The sequence below is a fragment of the Paraburkholderia largidicola genome, assembly GCF_013426895.1.
Lineage (GTDB): Bacteria > Pseudomonadota > Gammaproteobacteria > Burkholderiales > Burkholderiaceae > Paraburkholderia > Paraburkholderia largidicola.
The window spans coordinates 390,277-417,137 of record NZ_AP023177.1; the positions used below are offsets into that span (position 1 = coordinate 390,277).

23 protein-coding genes and 1 pseudogene are annotated in these 26,861 nt (G+C 60.0%); 16 read left to right on the forward strand and 8 right to left on the reverse strand.

The window, feature by feature from the left end; all coding sequences use genetic code 11:
• Nucleotides 1-148: 148 nt before the first annotated feature.
• On the reverse strand, nt 149-1,126 hold the full coding sequence (locus PPGU16_RS41080; protein ID WP_180727308.1) for a ParB/RepB/Spo0J family partition protein: 978 nt from the start codon (nt 1,124-1,126) through the stop codon (nt 149-151).
• Nucleotides 1,123-2,334, reverse strand: coding sequence for a ParA family protein (locus PPGU16_RS41085; RefSeq protein ID WP_180727309.1), 1,212 nt, complete (start codon nt 2,332-2,334; stop codon nt 1,123-1,125). The genes PPGU16_RS41080 and PPGU16_RS41085 overlap by 4 nt, the downstream gene beginning before the upstream one ends.
• A 1,074-nt stretch (nt 2,335-3,408) precedes the next feature.
• On the opposite strand from PPGU16_RS41085, the gene PPGU16_RS41090 reads away from it, so the two are divergent.
• Both PPGU16_RS41090 and PPGU16_RS41095 read left to right on the forward strand, forming a co-directional pair.
• On the forward strand, nt 3,409-4,815 hold the full coding sequence (locus tag PPGU16_RS41090) for a replication initiation protein (protein ID WP_180727310.1): 1,407 nt from the start codon (nt 3,409-3,411) through the stop codon (nt 4,813-4,815).
• A 433-nt stretch (nt 4,816-5,248) separates the two neighbouring features.
• Nucleotides 5,249-5,407: pseudogene (locus PPGU16_RS41095) on the forward strand (serine dehydratase beta chain); the annotation flags it as partial.
• A gap of 514 nt (nt 5,408-5,921) precedes the next feature.
• Here PPGU16_RS41095 and PPGU16_RS41100 read toward each other — a convergent pair.
• Complete coding sequence (locus PPGU16_RS41100) at nt 5,922-6,521, reverse strand: hypothetical protein (protein WP_180727311.1); 600 nt, start codon at nt 6,519-6,521, stop codon at nt 5,922-5,924.
• A gap of 111 nt (nt 6,522-6,632) precedes the next feature.
• A complete protein-coding gene (locus PPGU16_RS41105; RefSeq protein WP_180727312.1) occupies nt 6,633-7,643 on the reverse strand; it encodes a ParA family protein in 1,011 nt (336 codons plus the stop codon).
• Between the two features lie 703 nt (nt 7,644-8,346).
• Here PPGU16_RS41105 and PPGU16_RS41110 point away from each other — a divergent pair.
• The 14 genes from PPGU16_RS41110 to PPGU16_RS41175 are packed head-to-tail and all read left to right on the forward strand — an operon-like array spanning nt 8,347 to nt 23,181.
• The gene (locus PPGU16_RS41110; RefSeq protein ID WP_180727313.1) at nt 8,347-9,048 is read left to right on the forward strand and encodes a VirB8 family type IV secretion system protein; all 702 of its coding nucleotides are present in this window, start codon (nt 8,347-8,349) and stop codon (nt 9,046-9,048) included.
• A complete protein-coding gene (locus PPGU16_RS41115) occupies nt 9,045-9,935 on the forward strand; it encodes a TrbG/VirB9 family P-type conjugative transfer protein (protein ID WP_243460786.1) in 891 nt (296 codons plus the stop codon). Before PPGU16_RS41110 ends, PPGU16_RS41115 begins: the two co-directional genes overlap by 4 nt.
• 8 nt (nt 9,936-9,943) lie before the next feature.
• The gene (locus tag PPGU16_RS41120; protein ID WP_180727314.1) at nt 9,944-11,239 is read left to right on the forward strand and encodes a TraB/TrbI/VirB10 family type IV secretion system protein; all 1,296 of its coding nucleotides are present in this window, start codon (nt 9,944-9,946) and stop codon (nt 11,237-11,239) included.
• Nucleotides 11,232-12,059 carry a transglycosylase SLT domain-containing protein gene (locus tag PPGU16_RS41125; RefSeq protein ID WP_180727315.1) on the forward strand — a complete coding sequence of 276 codons (828 nt, stop codon included), beginning with the start codon at nt 11,232-11,234 and terminating at the stop codon, nt 12,057-12,059. Before PPGU16_RS41120 ends, PPGU16_RS41125 begins: the two co-directional genes overlap by 8 nt.
• Nucleotides 12,056-13,360, forward strand: coding sequence for a TrbG/VirB9 family P-type conjugative transfer protein (locus PPGU16_RS41130; protein ID WP_180727316.1), 1,305 nt, complete (start codon nt 12,056-12,058; stop codon nt 13,358-13,360). The genes PPGU16_RS41125 and PPGU16_RS41130 overlap by 4 nt, the downstream gene beginning before the upstream one ends.
• Nucleotides 13,357-13,788 (forward strand): lytic transglycosylase domain-containing protein, encoded by a 432-nt coding sequence (locus PPGU16_RS41135; protein WP_180727317.1) that lies wholly within the window; start codon nt 13,357-13,359, stop codon nt 13,786-13,788. The genes PPGU16_RS41130 and PPGU16_RS41135 overlap by 4 nt, the downstream gene beginning before the upstream one ends.
• Before the next feature lie 2 nt (nt 13,789-13,790).
• The gene (locus PPGU16_RS41140; protein ID WP_180727318.1) at nt 13,791-14,354 is read left to right on the forward strand and encodes a toxin co-regulated pilus biosynthesis Q family protein; all 564 of its coding nucleotides are present in this window, start codon (nt 13,791-13,793) and stop codon (nt 14,352-14,354) included.
• A 6-nt stretch (nt 14,355-14,360) separates the two neighbouring features.
• On the forward strand, nt 14,361-15,983 hold the full coding sequence (locus PPGU16_RS41145) for a type II secretory pathway protein (RefSeq protein ID WP_180727319.1): 1,623 nt from the start codon (nt 14,361-14,363) through the stop codon (nt 15,981-15,983).
• An 8-nt stretch (nt 15,984-15,991) separates the two neighbouring features.
• Nucleotides 15,992-17,311 (forward strand): hypothetical protein, encoded by a 1,320-nt coding sequence (locus PPGU16_RS41150; RefSeq protein WP_180727320.1) that lies wholly within the window; start codon nt 15,992-15,994, stop codon nt 17,309-17,311.
• Nucleotides 17,298-18,023: a hypothetical protein gene (locus PPGU16_RS41155; protein WP_180727321.1), complete on the forward strand. Its 726-nt coding sequence runs from the start codon at nt 17,298-17,300 to the stop codon at nt 18,021-18,023. The genes PPGU16_RS41150 and PPGU16_RS41155 overlap by 14 nt, the downstream gene beginning before the upstream one ends.
• A 3-nt stretch (nt 18,024-18,026) precedes the next feature.
• Nucleotides 18,027-20,273, forward strand: coding sequence for an ATPase, T2SS/T4P/T4SS family (locus PPGU16_RS41160; RefSeq protein WP_180727322.1), 2,247 nt, complete (start codon nt 18,027-18,029; stop codon nt 20,271-20,273).
• Nucleotides 20,270-21,412: a type II secretion system protein gene (locus tag PPGU16_RS41165; RefSeq protein WP_180727323.1), complete on the forward strand. Its 1,143-nt coding sequence runs from the start codon at nt 20,270-20,272 to the stop codon at nt 21,410-21,412. Before PPGU16_RS41160 ends, PPGU16_RS41165 begins: the two co-directional genes overlap by 4 nt.
• Nucleotides 21,413-21,421: 9 nt before the next feature.
• The gene (locus tag PPGU16_RS41170) at nt 21,422-22,036 is read left to right on the forward strand and encodes a type 4 pilus major pilin (RefSeq protein ID WP_243460787.1); all 615 of its coding nucleotides are present in this window, start codon (nt 21,422-21,424) and stop codon (nt 22,034-22,036) included.
• A gap of 14 nt (nt 22,037-22,050) precedes the next feature.
• Nucleotides 22,051-23,181: a hypothetical protein gene (locus tag PPGU16_RS41175; protein WP_243460788.1), complete on the forward strand. Its 1,131-nt coding sequence runs from the start codon at nt 22,051-22,053 to the stop codon at nt 23,179-23,181.
• A gap of 714 nt (nt 23,182-23,895) precedes the next feature.
• Here the strand turns inward: PPGU16_RS41175 and PPGU16_RS41180 are convergent.
• The 4 genes from PPGU16_RS41180 to PPGU16_RS41195 form a co-directional block, all read right to left on the reverse strand.
• Nucleotides 23,896-24,873 carry a CAP domain-containing protein gene (locus PPGU16_RS41180; protein ID WP_180727324.1) on the reverse strand — a complete coding sequence of 326 codons (978 nt, stop codon included), beginning with the start codon at nt 24,871-24,873 and terminating at the stop codon, nt 23,896-23,898.
• A gap of 236 nt (nt 24,874-25,109) precedes the next feature.
• Complete coding sequence (locus PPGU16_RS41185) at nt 25,110-25,475, reverse strand: hypothetical protein (protein ID WP_180727325.1); 366 nt, start codon at nt 25,473-25,475, stop codon at nt 25,110-25,112.
• Nucleotides 25,476-25,489: 14 nt separating this feature from the next.
• On the reverse strand, nt 25,490-25,675 hold the full coding sequence (locus tag PPGU16_RS41190) for a hypothetical protein (protein WP_180727326.1): 186 nt from the start codon (nt 25,673-25,675) through the stop codon (nt 25,490-25,492).
• The gene (locus tag PPGU16_RS41195) at nt 25,665-26,852 is read right to left on the reverse strand and encodes a FlhC family transcriptional regulator (RefSeq protein WP_180727327.1); all 1,188 of its coding nucleotides are present in this window, start codon (nt 26,850-26,852) and stop codon (nt 25,665-25,667) included. The genes PPGU16_RS41190 and PPGU16_RS41195 overlap by 11 nt, the downstream gene beginning before the upstream one ends.
• Nucleotides 26,853-26,861 lie beyond the last annotated feature (9 nt).

Genomic DNA, 26,861 nt, shown 5'->3' on the forward strand with positions numbered 1-26,861 from the left:
GCTCAGGCCACTTCGCATCTGGCGGTGAGGCGACGCCCGGCCGAATGTCAACCGGGCCAACGGTGTGTCTAGACTCTAGACGCACCGGCAGCGGCTGGACGAAAAAAAGCCCGCGCGAAGCGGGCTCGGCTCAGGAATGAAGTGTTCCTCAGTTCGCTTTGGGGTGAGCGTGGAACATCTGGCTGATCAACTCCCGGATCTGCGTCTCCTGTGCATCAGTGAGGACGCCAGCCCTAATCTTCACCGTGATTCCGTTAATATCCTTCGTGATGGAGCCCGCGTGCTCCTTTCCGGCGAAGAACTTATCGATGCTGCGCTCGCTTGCAGAATCCGCCGTCGTAGTCCGGCGGGTGGCCAACGCCTTGATGGCCGCAGCTACCTTTCCCTGGTCCATTTCGCCCTTCACAACGAGCGGCCATAGTTCCGTCGCTGCGTTCACGCCGTCGTCCCCGTACTTCCTGATTGCCGTAACGATCGCCTGGGCGGCCGTCCCGCCAAGCAGCCTTGGCTGGATGTCGAGATCTTTCCTGATGAAGTCAGGCAGATTTTCAAACGAGAGGAACTGGTAAAGCCCACTGCGGGACATCCCGAGTGCCTCTGCCATCCGCTTGCGGTCGGGAAACTCCTTTTCGGTCTGCCTGATAGACATCGCGATCTCATAATCGGACAGGTCGTCACGACTCACGTTCTCCACCAATGCCAGCACGGCCATGTCTGCATCGGAGCACTCCACGACCACAGCCTTCACGGCGTCGAGTCCGACCATCTTGTGAGCGCGCCACCGACGCTCGCCCGCCACAATCTGATAGACATCGTCGGAGCGACGGACCACGATGGGCTGCATCAGTCCGACTTCACGAATGGACTCCGCCAGTTCTGAGAGCTTCGCGTCATTGAATACCCTTCGCGGCTGCCAAGGGTTCGGCACGATGTCCGAGACCGCCAGTTGCGTTGCTGCGCCGGTGGACTCGAGCTCCTGCACACGGAGTTGCGCGACGGCAAGCGCACCCGCAAGGCCAGGCGCCGTCTGCGTCCGGTTGCTGCGCTTGACCTCATCTTCCTTGATCGACGAAGTCGCCCGGATACCCGACGTCTTGGCCAGCAGTTGCTCTCGCATGTTACTCATTGCGCGTTCCTCCATTTTTCTGCATAGATTTCGTCTACCCAACGGCAGTAGTCGACAAGCGGCTGTCGTACACGCTGCAACGATTTGGCCGCGCTGTGGGTGCTGCTGACGTCGAATACCGTTGAGAATGCCAGCGCTCCCGTACTCATCACGGAGCTGGCCGGCACTTCAATCGAATGCAGCCAGCTCTCGTATGCGCTCTGTGCCCATGCGCGCACGATCGGTGCGGACGAGGTCCGTCCATAGTCAACCCTCGAAAGCATTAGCGAGATAAAATCGTATTTTTTGTCCTGCTCATATTTGATGAAGCTCTTGGACACATCTGAAAACAGTCGCCAGAACGATAGCGAGCTGATGAAATCCAGGTTTTCCGGGACCATCGGCATGACCATCGCATCGGCCGCGAGGAGTGCATTCAGGTTCAGGTACGACAGCGAAGGCGATGTATCCATCAGGATGTAGTCGTAGCGTTTGCGTAGCGGCTCAAGACCCTGCCGAAGTACCGTCCAGAACCGGAACCCTGGTTTCATTTTCTGCATCGCGGGCAGATGGAACTCAGCACCGATCAGTTCCGTATGCGCCGGAATCACGTCAAGCCCATCCCAGTAGGTCGACTGAACCCTTGCTTCCAGACCGCCGTCGACTTCCTGATCGTAGATGTACGGCAGCACGGTGTCGTCCGGCGTGACGTCCTTTTCTGCGTACAACCCGCACAGTTCAGATAGCGAGGCTTGTGGGTCGAGATCGATGACAAGCACCTTGCGCCCACGCAGCGTCAGCCCCTGTGCGAGGCACATGGTTGTGGTGGTCTTCGCCGAGCCACCTTTCAACTGGGCAGTTATGACAATTCTCCCATCCGGTTCACGCGTTCCTGTCACGAGCGGCGTTTGGTAGATATCGGAGACCTTCTGAACCCAGATACGCGCTTCTTCCAGCGTGAACGTGCGGGTGCGGCCAGTGCCAGCGGCAGTACCGGGCGGTAACTCGCCCTCGCTCTTGGTGGCGAGGTACTGGACCTGTGAATGAGAAATGTTGCACATCTCCGCGATTTCTCCTGTTTTAAAAACAGGTGCAGCTTTTCGCGGTCGGGGAGCAAGAATGGTGTCACGCAGTTCGTCTGTAAAAATCGAGACCCTTTCAGCGAACTGGCTAATCTGCTCAAGAGGAACCGTTCGGTCTACAGCAGGAAGTTGGCTCGTTTTCACCATTCTGAGGTTTATCCGAAAATTTCGATAAACCTCAGAATACAGCAAACACTTGAAGTTTTCTCTATAAAGCGCTGTTTTTCATGCGGAGTCCCGGAAAAACAACCCTCACCGCGACGTTTTGTCGAAACCTCGATGCGATCGCAGGCGAAGCACGACATGTCTCCGCATCCGTAACCGCTGCGATCCGTCGCGGAGAGTGACTTGCAGTCGGTCTAAGCGTCACCGGCTGAGGCGGCAAGGTGAGGTCATTTGTGCGCGTTCAAAGCCGCCCGCCAATATGCGAAAACAGCTTTGCTTAAAATTACGGCACATGGTGAGGTCCGTTGTGCATATCGTGATCCCGCGAAAACACGCACGGCAGAAATTGCACAAACAACCTCACCTTCCGCTGATTACGACGGCAGCTGGCACTGACTTTTGCAGACCAGAGACCGTACGCACAATCAACCACGCCTTCCAATGCGCGCGTATGACCAAAAGTCTCGGCTCGGGAGGGGAACAACGCGCCTAGGACTAACGCGCAGCACAATCAACCTCACCTTCAAGCAATTTTCCTTTCTTGCACAATCGACCTCACCATGCACGAAGCAGGACAACAATCCTTTTTGATCACGGGTTGGTTTGTTGTTTTAAAACGTAAACCACCCCACCAACCAACAGGGACCTTCGACATTCTTTGTTTTCAATGTCTTAACCTCGGGAAGGTGAGGTCTAGTGTGTCAAAGGTGAGGTTTGCTGTGCACGAAGGTGAGTGCTGCTGTGTGAGAAGGGTGAGGCACGCTGTGCAGCAAGGTGAGGTCTAATGTGCGCATTTTGCCTCTCAGTGCCTAGGTGAGGTTGGCTGTGCGCGGCGCGAGACGCGCGAGGCGGGCCCACACTGCGCAACGGTTTGACGGAAGATGCGGGTCGGTGATGGTGAGGGTTGTTGTGCTGAGGTGAGGTCTGTTGTGCTGGTCGTCGAGGCGCCGCAGGTGAGCACTCGGCACCACTGGCTGATGGTGAGGTTTTGTGTGTTGACAGCTCACCAATGGATGCTAAATTCCGGGGCAGCGAAAACTAATAGCGGATGGGAACATGGCGGCGGAGGACAATCCGGAAGAAGGCAAGCCGAAAGTGACGCCTCGGCAGATGGCGCTCGCGCTGTTCGAGGACATGTTCGATCTGGGCTTACCCATCAGCGAAGCCAGCCGTGAGATTGGTTACCAGCGCAACAATTTTTTCACCCAGGTTGTCAACATGGGATTGCCGGCGCGACGTTTCCTGGATGCCGCGTATTTCATTGTTGCCCAAGAGCAGGAAGCACGGGACCAATACGACGTCGAGCTGAACTATTTCAAGTGGCTGATGCGCTACGACAGCCGCAATCTGAAGCACCTGCGTACTATTGCAGAAGAAGCGCAGGATGCGAAGATTCAGGTTACCGACACGCCGCTCGACCGCGATCCAAACGAAAACGATCTATGGGTTTCGGTCCAGTTGATGGGCATGGTCGGCTTTCACCGCGGGCGCGTCCGGTTCGACGTGCATCCCCGTCTGGTCCCACACATCCGCGATCCCAAAAAATCACACTGGCTGAGTCTGCGCATCTCGACGGCTTTTACCCGCAGCTTGGCGCGCGCGATCTATGACCAGGTCCTGCCCAGTGTCCCGAACGGCCGGACGGAATGGATACGGCTTGAGGACATGCGAAACTGGCCGGGCAAAATGGGAGCGAACGCGGCCATCTTCAAATACTTCAAGCGCGACTGGCTGGAGCCTGCTGTGCGTGAAATCAATGAGGTGTCGGACATCGAGCTGTCCTATGAAACCCGGACGGAGTCCACCACGTCGAAGAAAATCGACCGTATCAGATTCCTGCTCAAGCGCAAGGATACCGCTGACGCCGCGCTGGCCAGCCTGGCTGACGCCAGCCACCTGTACAAGATTCTTAAGGAAGAATTCAACCTGTCCACAAAGCAGTTCAGCGAAATTTCCGAGAACCGCGAAGTGTGGACCGATGCGCACATCCAGCAAGCTGTCGAATACACACGTTTCAAGCTTAACCGCGGACAGATAAAACGCAGTCCCGCTGGTTACCTGATGCGCGCGCTCCGTGATAACTGGAAGATGTCTGAAGCCGAGAGGAAGATGGTCGAGGTCCAGGCGAAGCTGCTTACGGAAGAAACTGATGCGGAAGTGGTAAAGACAGAAACCCAGGCTTCGGTCGCGCGCACCATCGCTTCGCGCGAAGAAGAAGTCCGTGCACGTATGAACGAGGAGTCTCGTAAGGGCCGCGAACACTTCAACGCGGCCGATGCCAGAACCCGTAAAGAACTGATCCGCGCATGGGTGACGTCAAGGGAAGGCAAACTCATGCTGCGCCGGATGAAGCTCGAGGCCGCGACGGTAACAGAGGAGGAGATCGTTGGGAGCGCGGAGCTGGTGTGGTACCTGGGGCAATTCATATTCGGACGCGTGAATTCGTCGCGCGCGGCTGCGTGAGCGTTAGCGAGAACAACAGCGGGTTTGCAACGAGTTCGACCATCCCCCAATGAGGAGATGGTCGCGGTGCCTTTCCAGTTTTTCATTCTGATCGGTTAAGTGTGCGATTCGCAGACATCGTTTCACTTTCGTGGTGGCCGTTTTTCGCCGTGCTGGAACCCGTGGCTCCGGTAGGCAACGCGAGTTCCAGCACGCGCCGGTGATGCTCCGCAAGTGTCATGTCCAGCCGACGAGAGTGCAACCGCGTTTCGGCGAATGCTGGAGGAATGCGGCATCGTGATTCCAGTGTGACTGGCAATCGCAGGTGCATGTAGCTCGCGCGTCGCATCGCTCGCCCGCTCGCTGCATCAGTCGAAGTCGCACGCCGGACTGCGGACGGTTGGCTGGCAATGAGATCAACATTGGCCCATCCAGTTCGCACACAGTCGATCCCATGCATGCGTGTGGGCTGATGTTCGCGCAAGGGCTCGAGTGCGACGGACTCCTGGCGAACACGGCATCCGTGAAAGTCGATCTGTACGGTTCGCTTGGCGCGACGGGCAAAGGTCACGGCACCGATCGCGGCGTGATGCTCGGCCTGCTCGGCGACGCACGCGTGACGTTCCGATTTCTCGATCTGGTTTTACCCCCATTTGGTCTGGCCGAGCACGGTTCGGTTGATTGATGGATCAGATGCTTCTGCATCTCGGTGTTGATTTCCTGGACGTCAGACTTCGTCACCGCACCCTGCTGAGAAGCGCCGAAATCTCCTCAACGACAGCCGGGTCGATGTCCTGTGCGAGCATCTTGAATACTTTCTGCTTGATGTTTTTCACATACTGTTGCAGCCGTCGCACGCGCGGCGACCGGCCGCACGTGCGCGCTGCCTTACGAGGTGCGGCGCGTGTCGCCGCTCGCGCCAGTAAACCTCCATATAGGTTGACTCAACCATTCGACGGCACCGGCAACCGTATGTACGGCTACCCGTTAGGAAGGACGGCGGGACGATTAAGTTTGACGGCCGCGCGGCAATTTCGACCCCCGGCTACCTTAGACGAACAATTACCTCTTCTGGCAGGCGGCGATGGCCCTCGACCGATGCTGCATGACTCCCGCGAAGAGAAGCATCAAGTGCCTTCGTGATGTGTTTCTTGGCTGTCGAAACGGAATGGCCGGTCAAGTGAACGGCTCGGACGGAAACCGTTTCCGAGCATTGCGTCGAGAAGCTCCTCAAGTTCCTTCACCCGCGGAGCAACTGTCGCCATATTCGGTACGTCGACCCTGAGATATCGTGCGTCAGCGGAGATGCTGACCCGAACGCCGGGTCGAGGAGCAGGCTTGCCTGTCGTGAGAACGGCGAAGATGGCATCGAGGCCAGTACCTTTCGGTATCGTATTCGCGCGATTGCGAACTTCTGCCTCACCGAATTGCTCAACGAGAAAATTAAGAGAGGAGACGTTTCGAAATGACAATCTCTGGCCATCGAATAGCGCCAGAATCTCTTGCGGCAGGCGAACTGCGGCGATCATCTTGTTGAGATGTGCGGTCGAGATCCCTAGCTCTGCAGCCATCGATTTTTGGCTCTCCCATATGCCCCGATTCAGCATTGAGCAATAGAATCGGCCCAGCTTGAGCATCGGCGACCTCGCATCTCGCAACCGCCTATGAACAGCAATTGCGGTGCGGCGGTTCGAGATCACGCTTGGCGAAAACTCTTGGTCTCCCATTCAGTTATCCTTTTCTGTTACAAATCGTTGCGAGCGAAACACTGATGCCCAGTCCATGCACCTGGCGCTTGCCCGGCAGAGAGCCAATAGTGTCTGATGGGCTCGCCTATATCAGGTTGGGCCATCGAGTCCCATGCGGAGCAAAAGTGCGTCAACACTTTCGCGCAGTTCTGTCACTGCCTGACTGTTCGGCTTAAAAAGAACGAGTGGAAGGTCAGACTCTCCTGTCGGCCCTTTCGCAAAGTCTTCGCTCCGACGGATCGAGGCGTCAAGCCATGAGTCACCGAGCGTTTGAGCGGACGTCATTAATTGCCCCATTACGCGAACTCGATTTGGATCGAAGAAGTTACAAACGGTGATAAGTTCGGGAGTCCGCTCGAATCGATTCTGCATCTCTGTCAGTACGCTTGAAAGATACGACAGTGCCTTAGTCGAATAATTTTCCATCGAGACAGGCGAAATCAGATAATCAGATGCAAGCAGGGCGCTGCTCGTAATGCGGTTCTTCGTCGGCGGAGCATCGAACAGAATGATGTCATAGTCAGAAACAGCAAAGAGCGAGTCTTTTTTTGCGAGCCCGTCCTTTAGCAAATTCCCGATGACGAAATCGGCGTTGCGCTCTTTGAGCGCGTCGTACATAAGAATCGTGTCCAGCCGGTCCAAATTTAAATCAGCCGGGATTAGGTGTGGGCCGTATTCGCCGTACGGCTTTTTAATTACTTCCTGCAAGGTCACACGCTCATTCGCGTAGTTCGGGACTAGGTTACCGAAGTGGTACTCGACAGATCGCGAATGGCTGATGCCCGCGCTCGCGGCTTCGTCGGGTGTCAGTTCAGGGTCATATCCAAAGCTCTGGGTGAGCTTTGCTCGAGGATCGAGGTCGACAATGAGCGTGTGGAGGCCCTTGAGCGCGAAGAGCGTTCCATAGTTACTCGCCAAGGTTGTCTTACCCACCCCTGCCTTCGGCGCGTAAACAGTCGCTACGACCTGCTGCTTCTTCTTGGGTTTTCCGCGACGGTTGGCGCGATACCGAGCGAGTTCGAAGATATTCTCAACAGAAAACAATCTCGTTCTTGTCCCTTCCTCCTGTCGAGTAACCTCGATGCCAGATTCATCGACCATTCGGCGAACCGTATCGGTTGTGGTCGATAGCAATTGGGCGGCTGCTTGCACCTTAAAGGGCTTTGTCAACAAGGGGTACCTCGCACCGTTTTTCTATGTTGGAAGAATTTTGTCGCCCGCTCGCCCGCTCGCGCGATCTGCAGGGTTTTTTGCATTCTCAAGTAAAAATCCTTGTATATAGGAAAGAAGGTGGCAGCAAGCAGAGATGTAGGCCTCAATGACTTTTATCATTGCAGTTGCAAAAGCTAATGTCACATAGCTTTGCAAGGCAAATTAATACCAAATCTACTCCAATTGCTTCGCGACGGTCCACGACGCAGCATTATCTTTGCAGTTTCGGAAACAGGTACCTTAGCCGGATCAGGTCACTTTTCGACTCGGTTCGAGTCGTTGCAGTTAGCTCGATGGAATTAACCCGTTGAAAAGTCGACGGAACGTGCTGCGGCAATGGGCACTCTCGCCTGTATTCCGCCCGTGAAACCGTGAAATCGATAACCCAGCGAAGTTTAGCCCCGAAGGCAACGACCTTCGGAGCCAAAAGCTCACGAATTTATGCGTCATTCTGGCTTAAGCACCTGAGCCGGCTCGGCCGAGATGCGTGAATCAGGCCCGGCTTAAAAGCAGCTGTAAATCGCATCTCTTTTGCATGACTGGCTTCCCCCAAGGCTGATTGAATTGAGTCGGCCCAAATGGATCGACCGTCATGCGCTTATTCCGCAGCAAAAAGCAGATTGCCCTCTCAACCGCGCCTGGCGGTTACTCGGAAGACGACCCCGAGAAGATCATCTTCGACATGGGCGCGCGTCTTCGCATCGAAGCCAACCACTGGAAGACGTTCTGCTTCATCCTCGCCATCGTAACGGTGGGTGCAGTCTATAGCCGCAATCCACCTCCCTCCGTCGTGAAGGCATACGGGGTGTCCTCGGACGCCAACGGCCACGCCGTGGTGACGCAGCTGGCCGCCTATAAACCGGACGATCAGGCGATCCGCACGTCCCTGCGCGAGACCGTTGAGCGCTGGTTCACGATCGAGCCCGTTCTGACGGACGACATCCAGACTTCTCGCATGGCGCGGAACATCAACGGCGTTAAGGCCATGATGGTGGGGAACGCGCGAAATCAGTTTGGCGACTGGATCAAGGGCGACGCGCCGTTCCAAGCCATTGTGCTTAATCCGAAACTGGTGCGCGAAGTGCGCGTAACAAATGTCGCACTGCTCGAGGACTCTACCGCGGTTGTTGAGTTCACAACGACCGCGACTCAGTCCCCCACGGATCGGCCCGTCGTCCAGAAGTACGCGCTGACCTTCCGCTATCAGATCGTCCCGCCAACCGCCGAAGACGCACTCGGTGCGAATCCGTTCGGGCTGTTCTATCCGCTGTTCTCGATTCAAAAGACCCAATGATGATCGCCTCCCGCACGCTTGCCTCGTGGGTCGCCGCTTTCGCATGCGCGGCCGCCGTTTGCCCGTCCGCGAACGCCGCGAAGAAGGGCACTGCCGCGCCGGCACCATCGTTCGATCTTGCTACCGCGATGAGCGATCCGATGAGCCCGGCGAATCCGTACAACGCTGGCTCGGACCCGGTCACCATGCCCGGCGACGCACGCATGGCAGTGTTCCCATACAGCCGGGACCAGATCTACCGGATCATGACGGCGCCGTTGAAGAACACGACGATCGAGTTGGCGAAGGGCGAGCGCCTCACAACCGACCCCGCGATGGGCGACTCGGTCCAGTGGGTCATCGACACCGATGGCGAAAACCACGTCTTCGTGAAGCCGGTTAAACCCGGCCTCGTCAACACGCTTCACCTGACTACCAATCTGCGCGAGTACGACATGACACTCGTGTCGTCGCCGATGGGCGGTCTGTTCTATCAGACCGTGCGCTTTAACTATCCCGGCTCCGTCATGGCAAAGGTTCGTGCCCGGGAGCAGGCGGGCGGCAGCGCTTCCGGCACCGGACGCAGCGGCGACTCCGACGCGCAAACGGATTCTGGCCCGATTGGCGTCTCGCCCGACAAGCTCAATTTCGACTACACGATCTCAGGATCGGCATCGTTCCGCCCCGAAACGGTGTTCGACGACGGCAAGTCTGTGTGGCTGCGTCTGCCTGCCGACGCGCCGTTCGCCGTGCCTATCGTCAAGGACCACGGAGACGTGGTGAGCCCGAACTTCATCCGACGCGGGCAGTACATCGTTGTGCAGGAGATTGCCAACGAGATTGTGCTGCGCGCGCCAAACGAGGAAGTCACCATCAAACGCCGTCGCCCTGGTCTGTTTGGCTTCTGAGAAACGTCATGAACCAACCGAACGGTCAACAGGACAACCAGCACGCGAGCCTCTTCAAGGGCAAGTCGCCACGCAACGCTCTGTATGCGGTCGGCGGTGTCGCGGCGGTAGTGATCGGCGCGCTCGGCTTTTACTATCAGGTGAAAGAGAGCGCCAAGGTCGACGAACAGGTGGCGCTGCAGAAGAAGGCCAAGGCTGCGGACGTTGTCGACAAATCGCACAACACGCAGGACCTCAATAAAACGATTGAGGACCAGATGAGCGATGCGCGCAAGATGGCGGCCTCTGAGGCGCGGGCCGCGGCTGCCGCGCGCGCTTCGTCGAACGCGGCAACGCCGAACGCTGCGCCGGCGCTGACGGCCGATGGCTTTATCAATGATCAGCAGACAAAGCAGATCAAGGCCGAATCCGATACGGACGCGATCTTCGCGTCTCCGATTTTCAAACCCGGCCTGAAGGTCAAGGATACGGCGCCGACGGCCCCCAATCAGGTGCAGGGCATTCTCACGCCCGCACAGGTCGCAGCCCAGCAGGCGGCAGCCCAACAGGCGGCCGCTGGATCGGTCGGCGATCGCGTCGCATCGGCACTCGCAGCTGCGGGAATGGGCGGACAGCAGCAGGCTCGCGCCTACTCCAGCCAGGACCACGACTCCACGTTCATGAAAAACGTTTCGGCGCAGTCGGGCAGCGACCAGGATTTCCCGCGTGCCGGTTTCGTTGGACAAGCACGGGGATGCGTGTTGTCGCCACCGCACCACATCGGCGTGCTCGCGACCGAGCGGCTCAATTCCGATCGTCCGGGCACCGCCTCGTTGATGGTGGAAAAAGACGTGTACGACAGTATCCGTGGCGACTGCCTGATGATCCCGAAGGGCAGTTTCATTACGGCGCCGTATAGCTCGGACATCCAACCCGGGCAGGAAAGCATTCTGGTTGCAGGGACGGAACTGCGTTTGCCAAACGGCAAGCATGTGCCACTCTTTGGCGCACAGGGCGCGGACGGCGACGGCTCGGCGGGCTTCTCGGGCGACGTCAACAACCACTTCCTGAAGATCTTTGGGACGTCGTTTCTCGTCGCGATCCTGCTGCGCAAATACGACGGTGGCGAAACGTCCACGACGACGGGCCCTCTGGGCGTGACGCAGGTCGGCAGCACGGCAGGGCAGGTTGCTGCGACGACGGCCCAGTCTGTGCTCGAGCGCTACAAAAACATCCCGCCGACGATTACCTCGGACCCGGGCCAGCGCCGGTTCATGCTCAAGGTCAATCGCGACATCGTGCTGGAGCCGTATCGCGATGAATAAGCGAGCCGGAAAGCACCGGATCTTCTGCGTGTTGTTTGCTGCGCTTGCCGCGTGCGGACACGGCGCCGACGCCGCGACGATTGCAGAAGTGATCAGCCCGACGAGCGTGGTTCTCGCTCAGGAAAACGCACGTGCACTGGCGACGCTCGGCGGGAAGCCCGTGTTCTGGTGTGGCCTTCACGCATTTGAAGCGTGGGCGGCTCCGCTTGTGGGTCAGGCCGTTGCAAGCACACCCGATACGGGCATCACGGTTTCGGTCGATTCACGCGACGTGTCGCTCGAGCAACTGCTCATCAGGAAAGGCTGGCTGCAGCCGGCCGTGCTCGATGACGACGCGCAGGCTGCCATCACTGAGGGCCGCGGCGGCTGGGCATGCGCAGGCGCGACTGCGCCGTTCGAACTGATGCACACGAGCGTCGATCCCAAGGTGCTTGCAGGTATCGCGTTAAACGAATCCGGTTTGAACGGACGCGCGTGGCCCTGGACGTTAAACATCGCTGGGCAGGGATTCTTCTTCAAGACCCGCGAGGACGCTTATCGCGTTGTCCAGTCGCTGATCGCGCGCGGTCGCGGCGACTTCGACATCGGCTTAATGCAGATCAACTGGGGCTACCACTCGCGCCGCTTTGCATCGCCGTGGGATGCGCTGGCGCCGGCGACGAGCATTCGCGTCGCTGAGCAGATTCTCTCCGAGAACTACAGCAAGACGCACTCCGTCGCGAAGGCCATCGCCTATTACCACAGCGCCAACCCGGTCCCGGGGCAGGCGTATCTCGCGCGTTTCGCGCGGCATCTCAATCAGATCCAGGCCGGACTATGAAGCACATTGTCTCCCGTGTTGCGCTTGCGTGCGTAGCGTTGCTCAACGCGATGGCCGCGCACGCTGCAAATACCGACCCGTTCGACTTCGACTATGAGATTTCCGGCGGAATTACGGAGCGCCCAGCCCTGATCTTCAACGACGGCTCTAAAACTTATATCCAGCCGCGTGCAGGCCAGGTCATTACGGCAACAGGCGGACACCCGGAAGGTCCGTATGTCGTTGTCGACGGCACGCCAGAGTCGGTCACGTACACCGTCGCTGGTAGAACCGCCGCGGCTCGGTGGACGCGGGCGAACGCATTTATAGGCGTTGGGGCACGCGGCACGCTCGCCTCGCTGCGCGATGATCAGCCGCCCGCATTCGACGGCTTCACCAACCGCCTCGTGCTGATCGGCGCGCATGGAGCCCTCGAGCCCGTGCGCGCGCTGAAGGCGACGATGCCCGTCGCGAACATCGTCAAGGCGCTGGTGCCGCAAGGCTGGACGGGTGCTGCACAAAAAGATGTCGACCTGACCGACGCGAGTTCGTTCGCGACGCGAGCCGGTGAGAACTGGATGCAGGCGCTCGACCGGCTGATGACGCAAAGCGCGCTGTATGCGGACATTGATTTCACGACGCGTCATATCCGCTTGCATCGCGAAGCGCCGAAATCGGGTGCGCTGAACTACGCCGCCGGTGAAAAATTGCAACCCGACGCAATCGCGCAGACTGTGGCTGCGAAAGAGGATGCGGCAAAAGCCGACGCCCCGACGCCGCGTGGCTCGTTGCTGGCCGAATACTTCGGCGCGCAGGCGATCCGTGATGGTGACGACACCCACACACAGATCCGCTTTGCGTCGAAGCCGGTCCGCGAGCTGACCTTCAAGACGCCCGAAGGACGCTCACTGCATCCGAAATGGAACAGCGACACGAACGTCATGACCGTGGAACGCGCCGAGCGCATTGTCGTGTCGGACGGCTCGCAAGCGGTCGAGGTGGGGCGATCGGCGGGCACAGTCTATGACTTCGATCAGACGAACCCCGCTCACCTGCTGGCGGTGTTCGACAACGATGGGCACACCTATTTCAAGTTCGCCGATTCGGTCATTCAGGTCCACGTCGCAGATGTGAAGTACCTTGGCTCGGGCGAGCAGAAGGGCCGCTACTACATGTTTAACGGCACGTCCGAACAGTTCATCGTGACGGCCGACGGCAACACCGTGAACGTTACGCGGCGTCACGACGTGAAGTACTTCGAGCGCCCGGCACCGGGCTCTACCGCGACGCAACCTGCGGCAACGGCGGTGGCGAAATCATGATGAATCTGACTCTCATCGTTGCTGGCGCTATCGCAGGTCTGTGCTGTGTGAGCGTCGCTCGCGCAGATTGCCTCGATGACGCTGCCGCCTATCAGCACGTCAATAGCCAGCTGGTGCGCGCGATCGCGCAACAGGAGTCCGGCATGCGCGCAAACGCAATGAACGTCAACCGTGACGGCAGCGAAGACATCGGCCTGATGCAGATCAATTCATCGTGGCTGCCGAAGCTCGCGCGGTACGGCGTGCGCCGGGACCACCTATTCAACGCGTGCGTGAACGCATACGTAGGGGCGTGGATTCTTGCTTCGAACATCAAGCAATTCGGGCCGACGTGGAAAGCCGTCGGCGCTTACAACGCCGTCTCGTCGCAAAAACAACTGATCTACGCGAACGCAATTTATCGCCGCCTGCAGCGGCAGGGGCATTGACCATGAATCTGACCATCCAACACAACAAGTGCATCCGTGTGGTTGCGCGTATGTTGCCCGCCCTCGTGCTTGCCGGCGTATCCGGCTGGTCGCACGCGGCAGTCGATCCCGACCAGTCGCGCGTGCCCACGCCCGCCGGTGACGGCTGGCAGATTCTCTCGGGCGCGTCAGGTGCGAAGCCTGCTCCGACCGCCTCCGTCGCTGCTGCACAGATCGTCTCGACCACACCTGCGCCCGCGCCGACGATTCCGACTTCGACCGCAGTGACGCCCGTCGTCCTGCCCGGCAATCCAACGCCTTCCGTCCTGACATTTTCGGTGTCCCCTCAAGACGTGAATTTGCGCAACGCGCTCGATCGCTGGTTGCAGACGCAAGGCTGGCAACTCGCGTGGAAGGTCGATGACGATCTGCCGCTCGAGTTCAACGCGACTTTCTCGGGCGACTTCACTTCGGTCCTCGTGCAGGTGATGAAGGCAACCAATCACATGCGCGTGCCTACGCGCGTCTGCCGCCATACGAACAACGTGATCCGCGTCGTTGCGCGCGCGGCAAACTGCCAGGAATAAAACGACATGCGCCTGTCCTTCATCCGAACCGCCATCGCCGCTGCTTCGCTTCTAGCCGTCGCCGGTTGTGCTGTCACACAGAGCGACATCAACGCTGCCTATGACGCGGCGAACAAGACAGGGATCGATGCGCTCGACGGCGTGCCGGGTTCCATGTCGCTTGTCGAGGATGTGCCGAGTGCGTTCCTGGGCGACCGGATGGTGCCGGTGGCGTACGAGGCGACGCTGCCAGCGGTTTTCCGCGAAAAGCACGTGACCATGCCAGCAAACACGGACATCAATCAGATCGCATCGTTGATCTCGACCGCGACGGGCTACCCGGTTCACCTGAGTCCCGATGTCTTCGTGCCGCGTAGCTCGCTCGTGCCGCGCGAATCGGCATCGGGTGATGGCAAAACCGCGGCGGCACCGGTAGCGTCTGGCGCGAAATCGTACGAAAAGCCGGTCTACACCCAGCCGTTCACCGGCACGGCCGGCTCCTACATGCGGGCGATGACCGACGATCTCGGCCTCGACTGGTCATTCGACGGTTCCACCATCAACGTTAGCCGCTTCGTCACGCGCATCTTCCAGATCGCGGCCATTCCGGGCAAGGTCAAGATCAAGTCGGTCATGTCGAAGGGCATGGATACGACGACGGGCAACCAGTCCAACGGGACGGGCGGATCAACGGGCGACACAGGGTCTTTCTCAGCGCAAACGTCGACCGGCCGCGACGGCGAGTTCGATCAGATCCAGTCGATCAGGGACGCGCTGGACAAGCTGCGCTCGCCGATGGGACGCGTGAACGTCAACCCGCAAAGCCGCCTCGTGATGGTCTACGACACACGTGAAGCGGCTGACCGGATGGGCAAGATGCTGGCTGGCGAGAACGCCGTGTCCACGCGCCAGGTCGCGATTCGTATCCGCACGCTGCAGATCGCGCTCAATCGCGGCAGTCAGGCAGGCGCCAACGCAGACGTGGTCTTTAACGCGATCGAGGGCGGCCTCGCCAAATACGCGATCAGCTTCACATCGCCGACTTCATTGTCCACGGGTGGCGGTTCCGTTGGCCTGTCGGTGTTGCGTCCGAACGCGCCGTTCTCCGGCACGAACGCCGTCATCAACGCGCTGAACCAGTACGGCAGAACAGTACAGGACAACACGCAGACAAAGCTCACACTCAATGGCCTGCCGGTGTCCATTGCGTCATTCCAGAGCGACGACTACCTGCGTTCGACGAGTTCCTCCGCGGGCAGCCTCACGGCGACCTCGGGCGGCGTACCTGGCCTCAATCCAGGTACGGTTACGACAGGTGATTTTGTGAATATCCTTCCGTCTGTCAACGACCATAACCAGATCGTTCTCGCTTACTGGAGCGACAGTTCGAAGCTGAACGGCCCCTTCACCGAGAAATCGGTTGGCTCCGGACAGACGACGCAGACAATCCAGCTTGCCCACACGATCGGGCAAAAGGATGACCAGACGGTGGCGCTCTCCGACGGCCAGACGGTGGTGCTGTACGGCGAGATGACGGATCACTCGGACAGCACGACGAATGGCGGCCTCGCGGGTATTACCGGTCTCTGGAACAAGAGCCGGACGTTCCAGGTGATCATGCTGACGGCCACTGTCGTTCCCTCGATGTGAGTCGCAGCATGCATATCACTGATCCGCTGCCGCGCGAGAAGCATGCGCGCCTCGTTTTCGGACTCGACTGGCGAGCTTATCCGGCGAAGCAGGCGAGGGCGGAACGTCGCCGCTATGCCGACGATTTCAGCGCAACACACTATGCCGAGTACAAGGTCGGGAAGGAATCGATAGGCGGATTCTGCTCGCCCGTCCTCGTCGACATGAAAGGGGCGAAGCTGTTCTCCGGTGCAACGCGCATCGCCTTGCATGAACGCGTCAAATCGAAGCCTGCTGTCCTGGTCCTGATCCAGGATGACCAGCGCGTCTACGCGGTGTTCGTCGTGCGTGGCGCTGTGCGCAGCGACGAAGTGCTGAGCGTGCCGCAGGCGTTCACCCGCCGCGCGGAGATCGAGAAGGAGTGCGAGCGGCTGAACCTGAAGCTGACCACGCTCGGTACAGGTGGGGCGCTTGGCGATGTCGACGAGTCGTTCGGCGCGGCCGCGCTCCTCGACCAGCGCAATGTCGGCCGCGTCGCAAAGCTGCCGGTCAGTGTTCCGACGCTTGTTCCCGTCGTTGTCTTCGTTGGTGCCGTCACATTGGGCGCGATGAAGGTCTTCGGTGCCTTCGATTCGACGGGGACCGCGCAACACGTACCCACCGTTGAAGAGATATACGCGCAGGCTGTGCAGAAGGCTTTTTCCGGTGCAACGCCTCGCGCCAACGAACTGGGCCCCGCGATCCTGTCGACGTTGGGCCTCGAGGAGACCGTGCGAAGGGGCTGGTTGTTCGAAGACGCGACGTGTCCGGCCCGCGGCACCTGCACGCTCACATTTCGACGCTATGGCGGCAGCTTCGAAGACTTTGCGCGCAATGCGCCCGCATCGATGCATCCGCTTCGATTCGATGCGGATGGGCTTCACGCGGGCGGCCGGGGACCGGCGGTGCCGAAGGTTAATGCGGTGACCGTCCGCGATTCGAAGGCGTGGCCGAATGAGCAGACCTTCATCGAGATGGTCCAGACCCCGCCACAGAAGCTGTCGAAAAAGACCTTCGAGATCGACAGCTACGGCTATCAGGTGAGGATCGATCCGTCGAGACCACTCGTCACGATCGCGCCGGGGACGCCCGGACAGAAGCCGGCTCACATGATCCGCATGGGAACGTGGGAGATCCATGGCTACCGCTGGCAAGCGCCGCTCCTTTCGCGCCTCCCGTCGAACATGGGCCTGGACAGCATCGACGTCAAGCTGAAGCTCAAGGATCAGGCCAAGAAGAACAACAGCGATGCTGACGTACAGGCTGGCATCCAATTCATTGCGAAGGGGAAATACTATGTTCTCGATTAACCGGCTGATGGCACTGACATGTGCCGTCGCGTTGACGGGCGTTGCCCACGCACAGGCCAAACCGGCGGGCGCATCGCATGTCCAGCCCGTCAGCGCCCACGTGCCGACGGCGGACTTCGACGTGGGCATGTCACCCCGGTCGACCGCCGTTGCTTCGGCCGTTGTGGCTGCCTCGGCCGTCACTCCGGCAGCATCTGTCCCGGCTCCCGCTGCGCCGCCTTCCCGACTGTCGATCGACGAAATCGACGAGAAGATCCGCGCCCAGGTCTCCCGCCAACTATCCGGCGACGGAGACGCAGCGAAGAGCATCGGGCTGAACACACCCGCACCGCAAGCGGCACCCGCACCGGTAGTCGTAATCAAGCCGCCAGCCCCCCAGCCTGTCCGCGCACGCACAGAGGCCGTGAAGTTTGTTGGCGCATTCAACGATGCGACGGGATCGTCGGTCCTTTACGAATTCCGCGGTGCCTTTTACCCCGCGCATGTTGGCGAAAAGCTGCTCAACGGCTGGCGTGTATCGAAGATCAGCGGCTTTCTCGTGACGGTCACCGATGGCGAGGGAAAGAAGCCCCGCACGTGGACGGAACCTATCGCCGGTGGGGTGGCAACCGCTGATCCGCAGGACAACAACGCACCGGCGCGAACGCTGAACGACCTGTCGGGCGGGTTGCCGCCGCCGCTGCCCGCCCCTCTCACCCCGACCGGAGGTTGAAGCATGAGCATGTTTTCTGGAATCGAGAAGGACGAACCGTCGTCGCGCGGCCTGCTCGGTCGCTTCCGCGCGCTGCGATCGAGCTTCACCGAAGAGTCTCCTTCGTCGATGCCGATCGCTGGCTCGGACGGCAAGCCTGAGTCCGACCGTGAGCCCAAACTGAGGTCGAAGAGCAAGCCCCTGAAAGCGGAACCGGTGGAAATGACGCCGGGGCAACCGATGACGCTCGGCATGCGGCTTCGCATGGGTGACGTATCCGACGTCGAAGCATTTGACGACGTTCCGGCCGGAGATGCGGACCGTCACACGCCGGCGGTGACGGCCAATGAAGCCGACTCCCGTCCCCGTGACCTGGCTGCGGACGTGCAACCGGAGCAGGCGATCGTCGAACATCTGCCGCTTGTAGAGCCGCTGGCAAAGCCGCAAGCAGTTGAGCGTCCGCTTCATGCGGAGCACAACACCGCGTTGGGCGATCGAGACGACGTGGAAACAGTCCAGTCGCCGGTTTCCGATGCTGCCCGCGCCGCGGCCGATGACGTGCACGAGGTTCGCGCACAGGCCGATATCGCCAAACGCGCGCCGGATTTCACGGCCCGCGGCCTGCCCGACTTGGCGGCCGCCGATGCACTGACGTTCAAGCGCATCCTGAGCGGCCGCGGACCCGACGCGGCGCTGCGGATCAATGACACTGCGCGCCGTGAGTTCATTGCCGTCGAGATTCAGGCGGGCATGTCGATCGTCGTGACCACCCGCAGCTTTCACGAGTCCGCGCTCTACGCGACCTATGTGATGGATCTCGAACGCGCCGACATCAAGGTGCATGAGGAGCTGCTGGCGAGCGCCGACGTCATCGCTGCGATTTACGCGATGGAGCGCAATCGATCTGCCGCGATCGTGCCGGAGTCGTCGCGCGCGATCGGCACGTTCCGGGATGTGATCGAAGCGGCCCATAGCTACGGCGCGAGCGACGTGCATTGGGAAGATCGCGATTTCTCGTCGGAAGTGGAGGTCCGTTTTCGCGTCGACGGCGATCTCTACACATTCCGCCGGCTGAGCAAGGAGATGGTGCGCAAGTCGCTTGCCGCTGCGTATCAGGATCTCGTCCAGCGCAACACGAACTCGGGCGAGACATTCCAGCCGACTGCACCGCAGTCCGCGATGATTCCGCTCGTTGTAGCCGCAGACCCGCTTAACCTGCGTTGGCAAAGTTCGCCGCTCGTTGGCGGTTACGACGTGGCCCTGCGGATGCTCGACGGTAACTTCAAAAACCCGAAGGTGCTGCTGCCGGAGCAGATGGGCCTGGAAGAGAGCCAGCTGGCGATCATCGAGGCACTCGGGCGCGTGAGCGGAGGCGCATCGTTCGCCACCGGAGAGACCGGCTCTGCAAAGAGCACGCTGCTACGCGCGATGTCGTTCCGCATTGATCGGCGCGATCTGCGCAAGCAGTTCGCCGTGAGCGAGCCGTCGGAATACCCGATGCCATGGCTCTCGGATATCTCGATTACGCGCCGTCCGGATGAGACAGACGAAGAGGCAAGCCGGAAGTACGCCGAGGTGATCCGTACGTTGATGCGTATGGACCCTTGCGACGTGACCGTGAACGAGATCCGGGACCATGTGGTTGCCGCGCTTGTGGTCGAGCTTGCCCTGACGGGACACCCGATCCGCTCGTCGCTGCATGCTGACAGTCTGATCGGCGCGGTCATGCGCCTGGTCGGCGGTCGGCTGCAGTTGCCCGTCGACGAGGTTGCATCCGAGAAATTCCTGAACGCGGTCAGCAACCAGAAGCTGATTCCGCTGTTGTGTCCGCGTTGCAAGGTTCCGGCCGCCGAGGTGATGGAGAAAGCGCAACTTGAACTGTTGCGATCGAAGTTTGGGCTCGACACCCGCGCCATGGCATGTCGCAACTTCGATGGTTGCGAACACTGCCGACGCAAGGGTCTTTTCACCCGTGCTGGAAAGGTCGCTGCGGGCGCGAAGGGGCAGACGCTCGCGATGGAGATCTATCGCCCGACGCCTGAGTTTCTCGACCGCGTTCTCGTCCGCGACTGGCGCGGAGCGGAGAAGGTCTGGCGCAATGAGCGCAGGACAGGTTTCGACGATCCAGACATGACAGGCAAGACGATCTATGAGCACGCGCTGTACAAGGCGTCGCAGGGGATTATCGATCCGCGCTTCATCGACGAGAGCATGCGTACGTTCGAGAGCTACCGCGTGTTCCCGGACCACGCTGGAGCGATGCCGTCATGATCCGTCGTCTGATCTATTCCATGCTGATGGCGCTGCCACGCGATTACCGTCTCGCGTTCGCGAAAGCCCGCTTCCGGAAAGCGCGCGAGACCTTTTATGAAGAGACGAAGCTCGACGTCGCAACGAAGGGTCTGCGCAATCGCGAGACGTTGCTTGAGCGTCTCCGTACGCTCGAGAAGCGCCACCGCGAGCGTAGCCAGATCGTGTGGATCGTCTACCACGAGATTGGTCGTCGTATGGTCGCGGGGGAGCCTTTCGCACGGGCGATGAAGCCGTTCATTCCACTCGACGAGTTCGCGCTGCTGGATCTGGCGGGCAAGTCCACGAAGGAGGACGCCGCCGAGCGCGGTCTCGACCTCGCGGGCATGGCGGCCAACGCGAAGCGGATTCTCTCCGACTCGACCTCCATGCAGATGGCGTACCCGGCGTTCCTGCTCGTCTATCTGTACGGTCTGTGCATGATCTTCGGCGGCGCTGTCTTCCCGCAGATTCTGGAAGTCAAACCGCTCAACGACTGGATGCCCTATGGCCGGATGCTGTATGCGATCGATACGTTCTGCTACGACTACTGGTGGCTCTCGGGCTCGGTCGTCGGGCTTGCCGTGTTTGCGTACTTCGCGACGATCCGCCGCTGGACGGGCGAGCTGCGCAACCGCGTCGACAACGCGCCGCTCATGTGGCGCAACCGCCGCGATCTGCGTGGCGCGCTGCTGATCGTTTCGCTCGCAGGCCTGTTCGATTCGAATCTCACGTTGCGCGCGGCGATCGATCAACTGATGGAGAACGCAGACCCGTGGCTGCGATGGCACCTTGAGCGCATGAGCCGTCGCCTGACTGCGACGCCTCACCAGCCGATGCGCGCACTGGATACGGGGATATTTTCGGAAATCATCGTCGACAAGATCACCGACGCGGCTGGCCGTGACCAGTTCATCGACGCGATCAAATCTCTCGGGCGCACCTCGTTGTCTCGCGTCGTCGAGGCCGTGCGTCGCAACGCCCGGATCACGCACTACATCCTGATGGGCATCGCGGTCGCCGTGTTTGTCGGAGTCGGGGTCGGCTCTTATGTGGCCACGGGTGCGGCGAGCTTCGACATACCTACGCCGTCCGTGAACGGTTCATCCATTTCAGAATAAGGAAAACACATGCAAAGCGAAAAGAATACGCCGGCAGTCACTCCGAACAAGGACGCGAAGGTGGCGCGGCCGATGCTGCTTCGGATGGCGCGACGCCGCCGCCAGTCGGGCGAACTGTCGATGATCGAAGGCGCGGGCATCATGGCCGCAGCTGCGGTGCTCGCGATCGCTGCGATCGCAGGCGGCAAGTACGTCTATGACCGCGTGCAGGCTGGCCGCTTCAAGGCAGAAGCGCAATTCTTCCATTCCGGTGTGCTGGATGCCACCGCGAACGACGTCGACTATTCGACCGAGTCGCTCACTTCACTTGCGCAGAACCACGCGTTCGATGCAGCGGGATCGCGCGTGGCATCGGATCATTCGACGGTGCGAGGCCTCTTTGGCGGCAACGTGACGGTGAGCCTTGGCTCGATGAGCGCAACCGATGACTCGGTGATCATCAACTATCCGGTGCCGAACACGATCTGCACGCTCGCCATGCCCGCTGTCGTGGCGGCGTATCCGATGGTCACCGTCAACGGAACGACGGTCTCCGGACCGTCGACCACCTTCGACGGTTCGACGGCGGGCGCAGCGTGCGGTACTGGAACGGCGACCGTCGCCATGTACGTGACCAAGAACTGAACGGGTAGCCGAACGTGAGCATCATCGAGATGGCCATTGTGCTGCTGGCGGCCGCGATCATGACTGTGGTCGGGATCAAGCAGGATGTCGCGAAGCAGCGCGCCGGCCTGCTGGCGGCCGAGGGGCAGAGCGAGGCCAGGATTAACGTCGCGCTTTCGAAGTGGTCGACGGACAACTTCTCGACCTTGCTGGCGCAGTACGCGTCGAGCGGCTCAGCGACGCTTACTGCACCGTCGATCGACGACCTGCACACGCAAGGCTATCTCAAGACTGCCTTTCGCGATGGCCCGTTTTGGGGCGGCACGTATCAGATTGACATGACGATGGTGCCCGCCGGATGCACCGCGGACGCCGGCAATTGTCACGTGTCATACCGCATGTACACGTCGCAACCCGTCACCCACTACGGGCAGCCGGATAGCGACGCGGCATCCCAGATCGCTCAGGCGGGCGGCAGCGACTTCGGCTATTCGAAGCTTCCGAGCCCGGCAAACATCGTCGGCCTGCTCGGAAAGTGGACGGCGGCGAATCCGGTCGGCGGTTCACCCGCCGGTGTCGTTCTCGCGACCAACGGGGATGGCGGTGACGGCGACGCTATCTACATCCGTCGCGACGGCTCACTCACGTGGACAGGCGATCAGAACGTCAATCACGTCAGCCTGCATAACGTTCATAACCTCGACGCGGAAGGGACGATCAGCGCAGCGAATGTAGGCGCCACGGGCGCAATCGCTGCGAGCGGCGCGGTAGCAGCTGGGACGACTGTTTCGACGGGCAACATCGGATGGCCGCGCACGGCTTGTCCGAGCGCCAACGCGATGACGGGGGCGAGTGACAACTCGGGCCTGATGCTGTCGTGCCAAGACGTCTCAGGTGTACTGCAGTGGATGCCGGTTGGCGGGCAGAAGCTGTGGTACGGCTATACAGGGATACCAAATGGGAACGGCACTTTCGTGCCCAACCCGAACTGCCCAGGGGGGGGTACTCCGGGGATAACTGTCTCCGGCCAAAGCCTATACACGGACCCTACGGCCGCGATCAATTACCCGACGGTGGGCACGGGACCGTGGACCGTCTATATCACCGACGGCAGCGGGTCGATCATCCCGGGCAGTGCTGTCGCATCGACGTTTTGCTCTTACTAGAAGGCTGGGTAATGACTCTAATTCTAATCAGAATAGCAATCAGGATCGGCGTGGTTGCCTGCATGCTGTTGGGTGGAAGTTCCGCGATCGCCGGGCCAGTGCGGTGCTCAGTCAACAATCAGGATTCGACGTGTGTTGGGCACATCACGACGGCATGGCAAACGCCTCCGACTTGCCCGACGGCGGCTGGGTGGACGATGATCGCGCCGGCTAGTTGGATAGGGTCACAATACTCTGCTCCGCAATGCAGTTATCAAGCTCCGCCCACTTGCCCCGGCGGCTTTCACGAGACAGTTCCACCTTCATGGGATGGAGCGAACTGGGTTGGGCAACAGTGTCAACCGAACGCGACGCAGGCGACAGCTCTGAACGCATGTACGGCACAGGTCTCAGCGGCATATGTCGCTACGTCCGACTGGGGCCAGGTTACCGACCCGACGGTCCTGAACTCGGCGGCGACATACGCTGCGGCGAACGGCATCCCGAGTTGGACAGCCCTTTTCACACGCGGGTACGACGGCCCCACTTACTCATTGCCATGCTTTGATAGAAACGACTACAGAGCCGCGTGCTATGTAAACGGTACGACAGCCGTTGGCCTGATTATTGGTCAAGCGTCGTCCGCATCGAGTGGAGCCTGCAATCACTGACTGACCTCTTTCCTCGCCCCAAAAAAACGCCCCATAAGGGGCGCTTTGTTTTTGGCGTTTTCGACTATCCAACGATGTTTCCAGTTGTAAAGGAGAAGGTGCGTGAGAAGGCTACACCGTTAATTGTGCCCGTAAGCGAGACCGTGTACTGCGAGTTCGGGGACAAAGGCGTTGTCGGATACGCGACGCCCATCCAGGACGGCAGGATCTTGTTAGGGTCTTTAGCCGAATCCAGCACCTGTAGCGTGATAACGTGAGAGGAGGAGTCGGTCATCGTAGCGGTCTGCATCACGATCGTATCAGTCTGATTCCCGGCGACCGCAACCGGCGTGCCCCAGTTGCCCGAAGTTGCTGGCGGCGTTGGAATTTCTCCGCCCGCCGAGTATGCGACACCGGTCGTTCCTTGGCAGGGGAACGTCAGCGGTGCATTCGTGATCACCGGCTTGTAATCCGCCAAGGTCATGGAGTACCACTCTTGCGGAAAGCCGTTGAAGGTTGTGGCAACCTTGCCAATACCTACTGCCGTTGTCGGCGCGACAGCGATGTCAATGTGATACACGCCGGAAATCAGGCCATACACGCTTTGTTGACCGTACTGCGCTTCCGTCCACGTTGCATTCGTATAGAAGCCACCGGAAACACCGACGAATCCGACATTCTGCGTGTAGCCGAAGTGAGCGGCCCGATCGACGTAGGTCGTGCCTGTAAAACCGGCGGCTCCCGTCGTTTCGGTATCGCTGACCACATTATTCGTAGCCTGATATTGCGCATGAGCGGCGGCAGCCTGGTCGAGCGCGGCATTTTCCTGCAATGCCGGAAACCCGCACTGCTGACGTTGCTGGTTGAGCAGATTGAATGCGGTCAGCTGGAAGCTGTCGGCAGCGTATTGCGGAGCGGTCAGGTTTGCGGGATTTGTCGTCGCCGTTGTCGTGCTTGCACCCGATGCTGGCGCTGCGCCCCCATTGCCGCCACCACCACCGCAAGCCGCAAGAGTGATGGCAGCTGCAAAAGAAACGGCGGTCAGTGCGGAAATCTTCTTCATGTCCTAAACCTCGGTGTTGTTATTGGCTGTGCCCCTTGCACAACCTTGATTCCAGTTTATCGAGCGGGTATCAAAGTCAAGTCACCGCCGATCGCGCTCCCTCTCTCGTCGGGCTGTCGCGTTGATGCCGAATAGCGGGCGTCATTCTATTGCTATCGGAAATTTTGGGTAAGGCTTGAGAGAAAACGTTTGATGCCAAAAGGAAAAAGCCCGTCCAGAGGGCGGGCGTATCGGGGTTATCGACGTTTGCGGTTGCGTCGGTGGAAAACTCGAAGGCCGATGAAAGCAGCTACCAGGGCGATGCCAGTAACGGCGGGCCCCACCTTCGCGAGCTGTGGAACGACTCTCGTGCCCATATACAGGGCAAATAGCGCGATTGCGACTCGCCCGACCCACGGCGCGTTCAGAAACGACAGGAGAGGCGAAGGCTGGCTGCCCACATACTCACCATATCCCTCGTTGGCCTTCTCCAGATCGAAGCCGGCGGCATCTACGGCGCGCTCGCTCTGGTAGAACTTCTCGTAGCGCTCAAACCGTCCGTCGCCGCGGCCCGCAAGCCACGCCGCATTGCTCTCTCGCGCCAGATACGCAAAGTCTTCCATCGTTGTGCGCCTCGTCAGTGGATGCGTCCCGCATGCCAGGCGATTGCACCGATCGCGTTGGCAATGATGCTGCCATCGGCCTCAGCGTAAAACGCGCCGGTTTCAGGATTCTGCCAACCAAACTGGGCTCGACCATCGCTGCCGAAGATGACGAGTCCAGCTGGCAATTCCTGCGGAATGGTGCTGGTGTCAGGCGTCATTGCTCGGCCTCCTCGCAGCACGCTTTTTCGCACCGAGTTGCTGGTTGCAAGCCGGGCACGTGAAGCGGCTGTGCATTTCGATCTTCGTGTCGTTGTTCGACACGACGTAGTGCGTGCTGCACGTGCGGCAAGGCGCAACGGTCAGCCGAGCATCGGCAGCCATCGAGCGGATAAGGTTCCAGCCGCGATCCGGCATGATGACCCGGTTGCCGCCGAAGAGGCGGTCATAGACGTCGTTGGTGGCAATCAGTGCCTCGGCCGGATTCGCACCCATTGCGGTCGCCGACCGATACAGCCATGCGTAGACCGTGGCGTGCAGTCGATGCACTGGCGTCTCGACAAACCATGAGAGCGACGTCGCAGTGTTGCCGCAGGGCGAACTCTTTCCGTGGATCTCGCTGTACCGAATGCGCATGGAGTGCTGGTTCATGCCGAACAGGTTTGACGCCGTGGAAGCGCGCAGGCCATAAGCCATCATGGCGCTGGCATAGGCCTCATTTTTCAGTCGGCCAAGCCGAAGGTCACCCCATTGAGCGGCGTAGGGCAACTCGCCAACACGCGAGGGTGACGTCAACATGATCTGATGGGCGATTGTCTCGTCCGTCAGCGTGCTGCCGGCGAATTCCCACCAGAAGGTCGGGCTATTGAAACGCCAGCGGAACAGCGGCAGTTCCTTCATCCGGCCGACTGCAACGTGAAGCTTGTGGTGCGGGACCGACATCAGATACTTTGCAACCTCGGTCGAAATCCCGAGTAGCGGCGCACTCATCACGCTGACGTTGAGAACCTGCGTGATCAGCGACACAAAGGTCGAATTCTGCTGGTTCACGGCATAGGCCATCAGCGAGTCGAGTTGCGGCGTCTTGCGTCGGAGCACGTCGACCGCGACGGTTGTCGCTGTGTTATCGACGAAGCATCGCCAGTCCTCAACGGTCCGCAGTGTCGGCTCGACCATCAGGAACGGCGCGCGTAGCAGATTGCGAAGCGACGACTGGTTGAGCTGGAGCTGCTCGATCTCCTTGCGCTCGACGTTGAAGACCTCGTTGAAGCGGCTGTCCTGCTTGAGCAGCCATTTCATGTGGTCGACGAGACTGAAGTTTGCCACCTGGATCTGGCCCGTGAGCCACTCCGGCACGTAGAACCGGTCAATGGCGCGATAGCTTTCTTTATTGTTCACTGCTTTTTT

What these genes read in the sequence shown, in the direction of transcription:
- PPGU16_RS41190 (WP_180727326.1), bottom strand. Translation starts at nt 25,675, where the DNA reads ATGACGCCTGACACCAGCACCATTCCGCAGGAATTGCCAGCTGGACTC.
- PPGU16_RS41115 (WP_243460786.1), top strand. Translation starts at nt 9,045, where the DNA reads ATGATGATCGCCTCCCGCACGCTTGCCTCGTGGGTCGCCGCTTTCGCA.
- PPGU16_RS41125 (WP_180727315.1), top strand. Translation starts at nt 11,232, where the DNA reads ATGAATAAGCGAGCCGGAAAGCACCGGATCTTCTGCGTGTTGTTTGCT.
- PPGU16_RS41185 (WP_180727325.1), bottom strand. Translation starts at nt 25,475, where the DNA reads ATGGAAGACTTTGCGTATCTGGCGCGAGAGAGCAATGCGGCGTGGCTT.
- PPGU16_RS41140 (WP_180727318.1), top strand. Translation starts at nt 13,791, where the DNA reads ATGAATCTGACCATCCAACACAACAAGTGCATCCGTGTGGTTGCGCGT.
- PPGU16_RS41130 (WP_180727316.1), top strand. Translation starts at nt 12,056, where the DNA reads ATGAAGCACATTGTCTCCCGTGTTGCGCTTGCGTGCGTAGCGTTGCTC.
- PPGU16_RS41085 (WP_180727309.1), bottom strand. Translation starts at nt 2,334, where the DNA reads ATGGTGAAAACGAGCCAACTTCCTGCTGTAGACCGAACGGTTCCTCTT.
- PPGU16_RS41110 (WP_180727313.1), top strand. Translation starts at nt 8,347, where the DNA reads ATGCGCTTATTCCGCAGCAAAAAGCAGATTGCCCTCTCAACCGCGCCT.
- PPGU16_RS41145 (WP_180727319.1), top strand. Translation starts at nt 14,361, where the DNA reads ATGCGCCTGTCCTTCATCCGAACCGCCATCGCCGCTGCTTCGCTTCTA.
- PPGU16_RS41165 (WP_180727323.1), top strand. Translation starts at nt 20,270, where the DNA reads ATGATCCGTCGTCTGATCTATTCCATGCTGATGGCGCTGCCACGCGAT.
- PPGU16_RS41180 (WP_180727324.1), bottom strand. Translation starts at nt 24,873, where the DNA reads ATGAAGAAGATTTCCGCACTGACCGCCGTTTCTTTTGCAGCTGCCATC.
- PPGU16_RS41160 (WP_180727322.1), top strand. Translation starts at nt 18,027, where the DNA reads ATGAGCATGTTTTCTGGAATCGAGAAGGACGAACCGTCGTCGCGCGGC.
- PPGU16_RS41105 (WP_180727312.1), bottom strand. Translation starts at nt 7,643, where the DNA reads ATGGTCGATGAATCTGGCATCGAGGTTACTCGACAGGAGGAAGGGACA.
- PPGU16_RS41090 (WP_180727310.1), top strand. Translation starts at nt 3,409, where the DNA reads ATGGCGGCGGAGGACAATCCGGAAGAAGGCAAGCCGAAAGTGACGCCT.
- PPGU16_RS41150 (WP_180727320.1), top strand. Translation starts at nt 15,992, where the DNA reads ATGCATATCACTGATCCGCTGCCGCGCGAGAAGCATGCGCGCCTCGTT.
- PPGU16_RS41155 (WP_180727321.1), top strand. Translation starts at nt 17,298, where the DNA reads ATGTTCTCGATTAACCGGCTGATGGCACTGACATGTGCCGTCGCGTTG.
- PPGU16_RS41080 (WP_180727308.1), bottom strand. Translation starts at nt 1,126, where the DNA reads ATGAGTAACATGCGAGAGCAACTGCTGGCCAAGACGTCGGGTATCCGG.
- PPGU16_RS41100 (WP_180727311.1), bottom strand. Translation starts at nt 6,521, where the DNA reads ATGGGAGACCAAGAGTTTTCGCCAAGCGTGATCTCGAACCGCCGCACC.
- PPGU16_RS41170 (WP_243460787.1), top strand. Translation starts at nt 21,422, where the DNA reads ATGCAAAGCGAAAAGAATACGCCGGCAGTCACTCCGAACAAGGACGCG.
- PPGU16_RS41135 (WP_180727317.1), top strand. Translation starts at nt 13,357, where the DNA reads ATGATGAATCTGACTCTCATCGTTGCTGGCGCTATCGCAGGTCTGTGC.
- PPGU16_RS41120 (WP_180727314.1), top strand. Translation starts at nt 9,944, where the DNA reads ATGAACCAACCGAACGGTCAACAGGACAACCAGCACGCGAGCCTCTTC.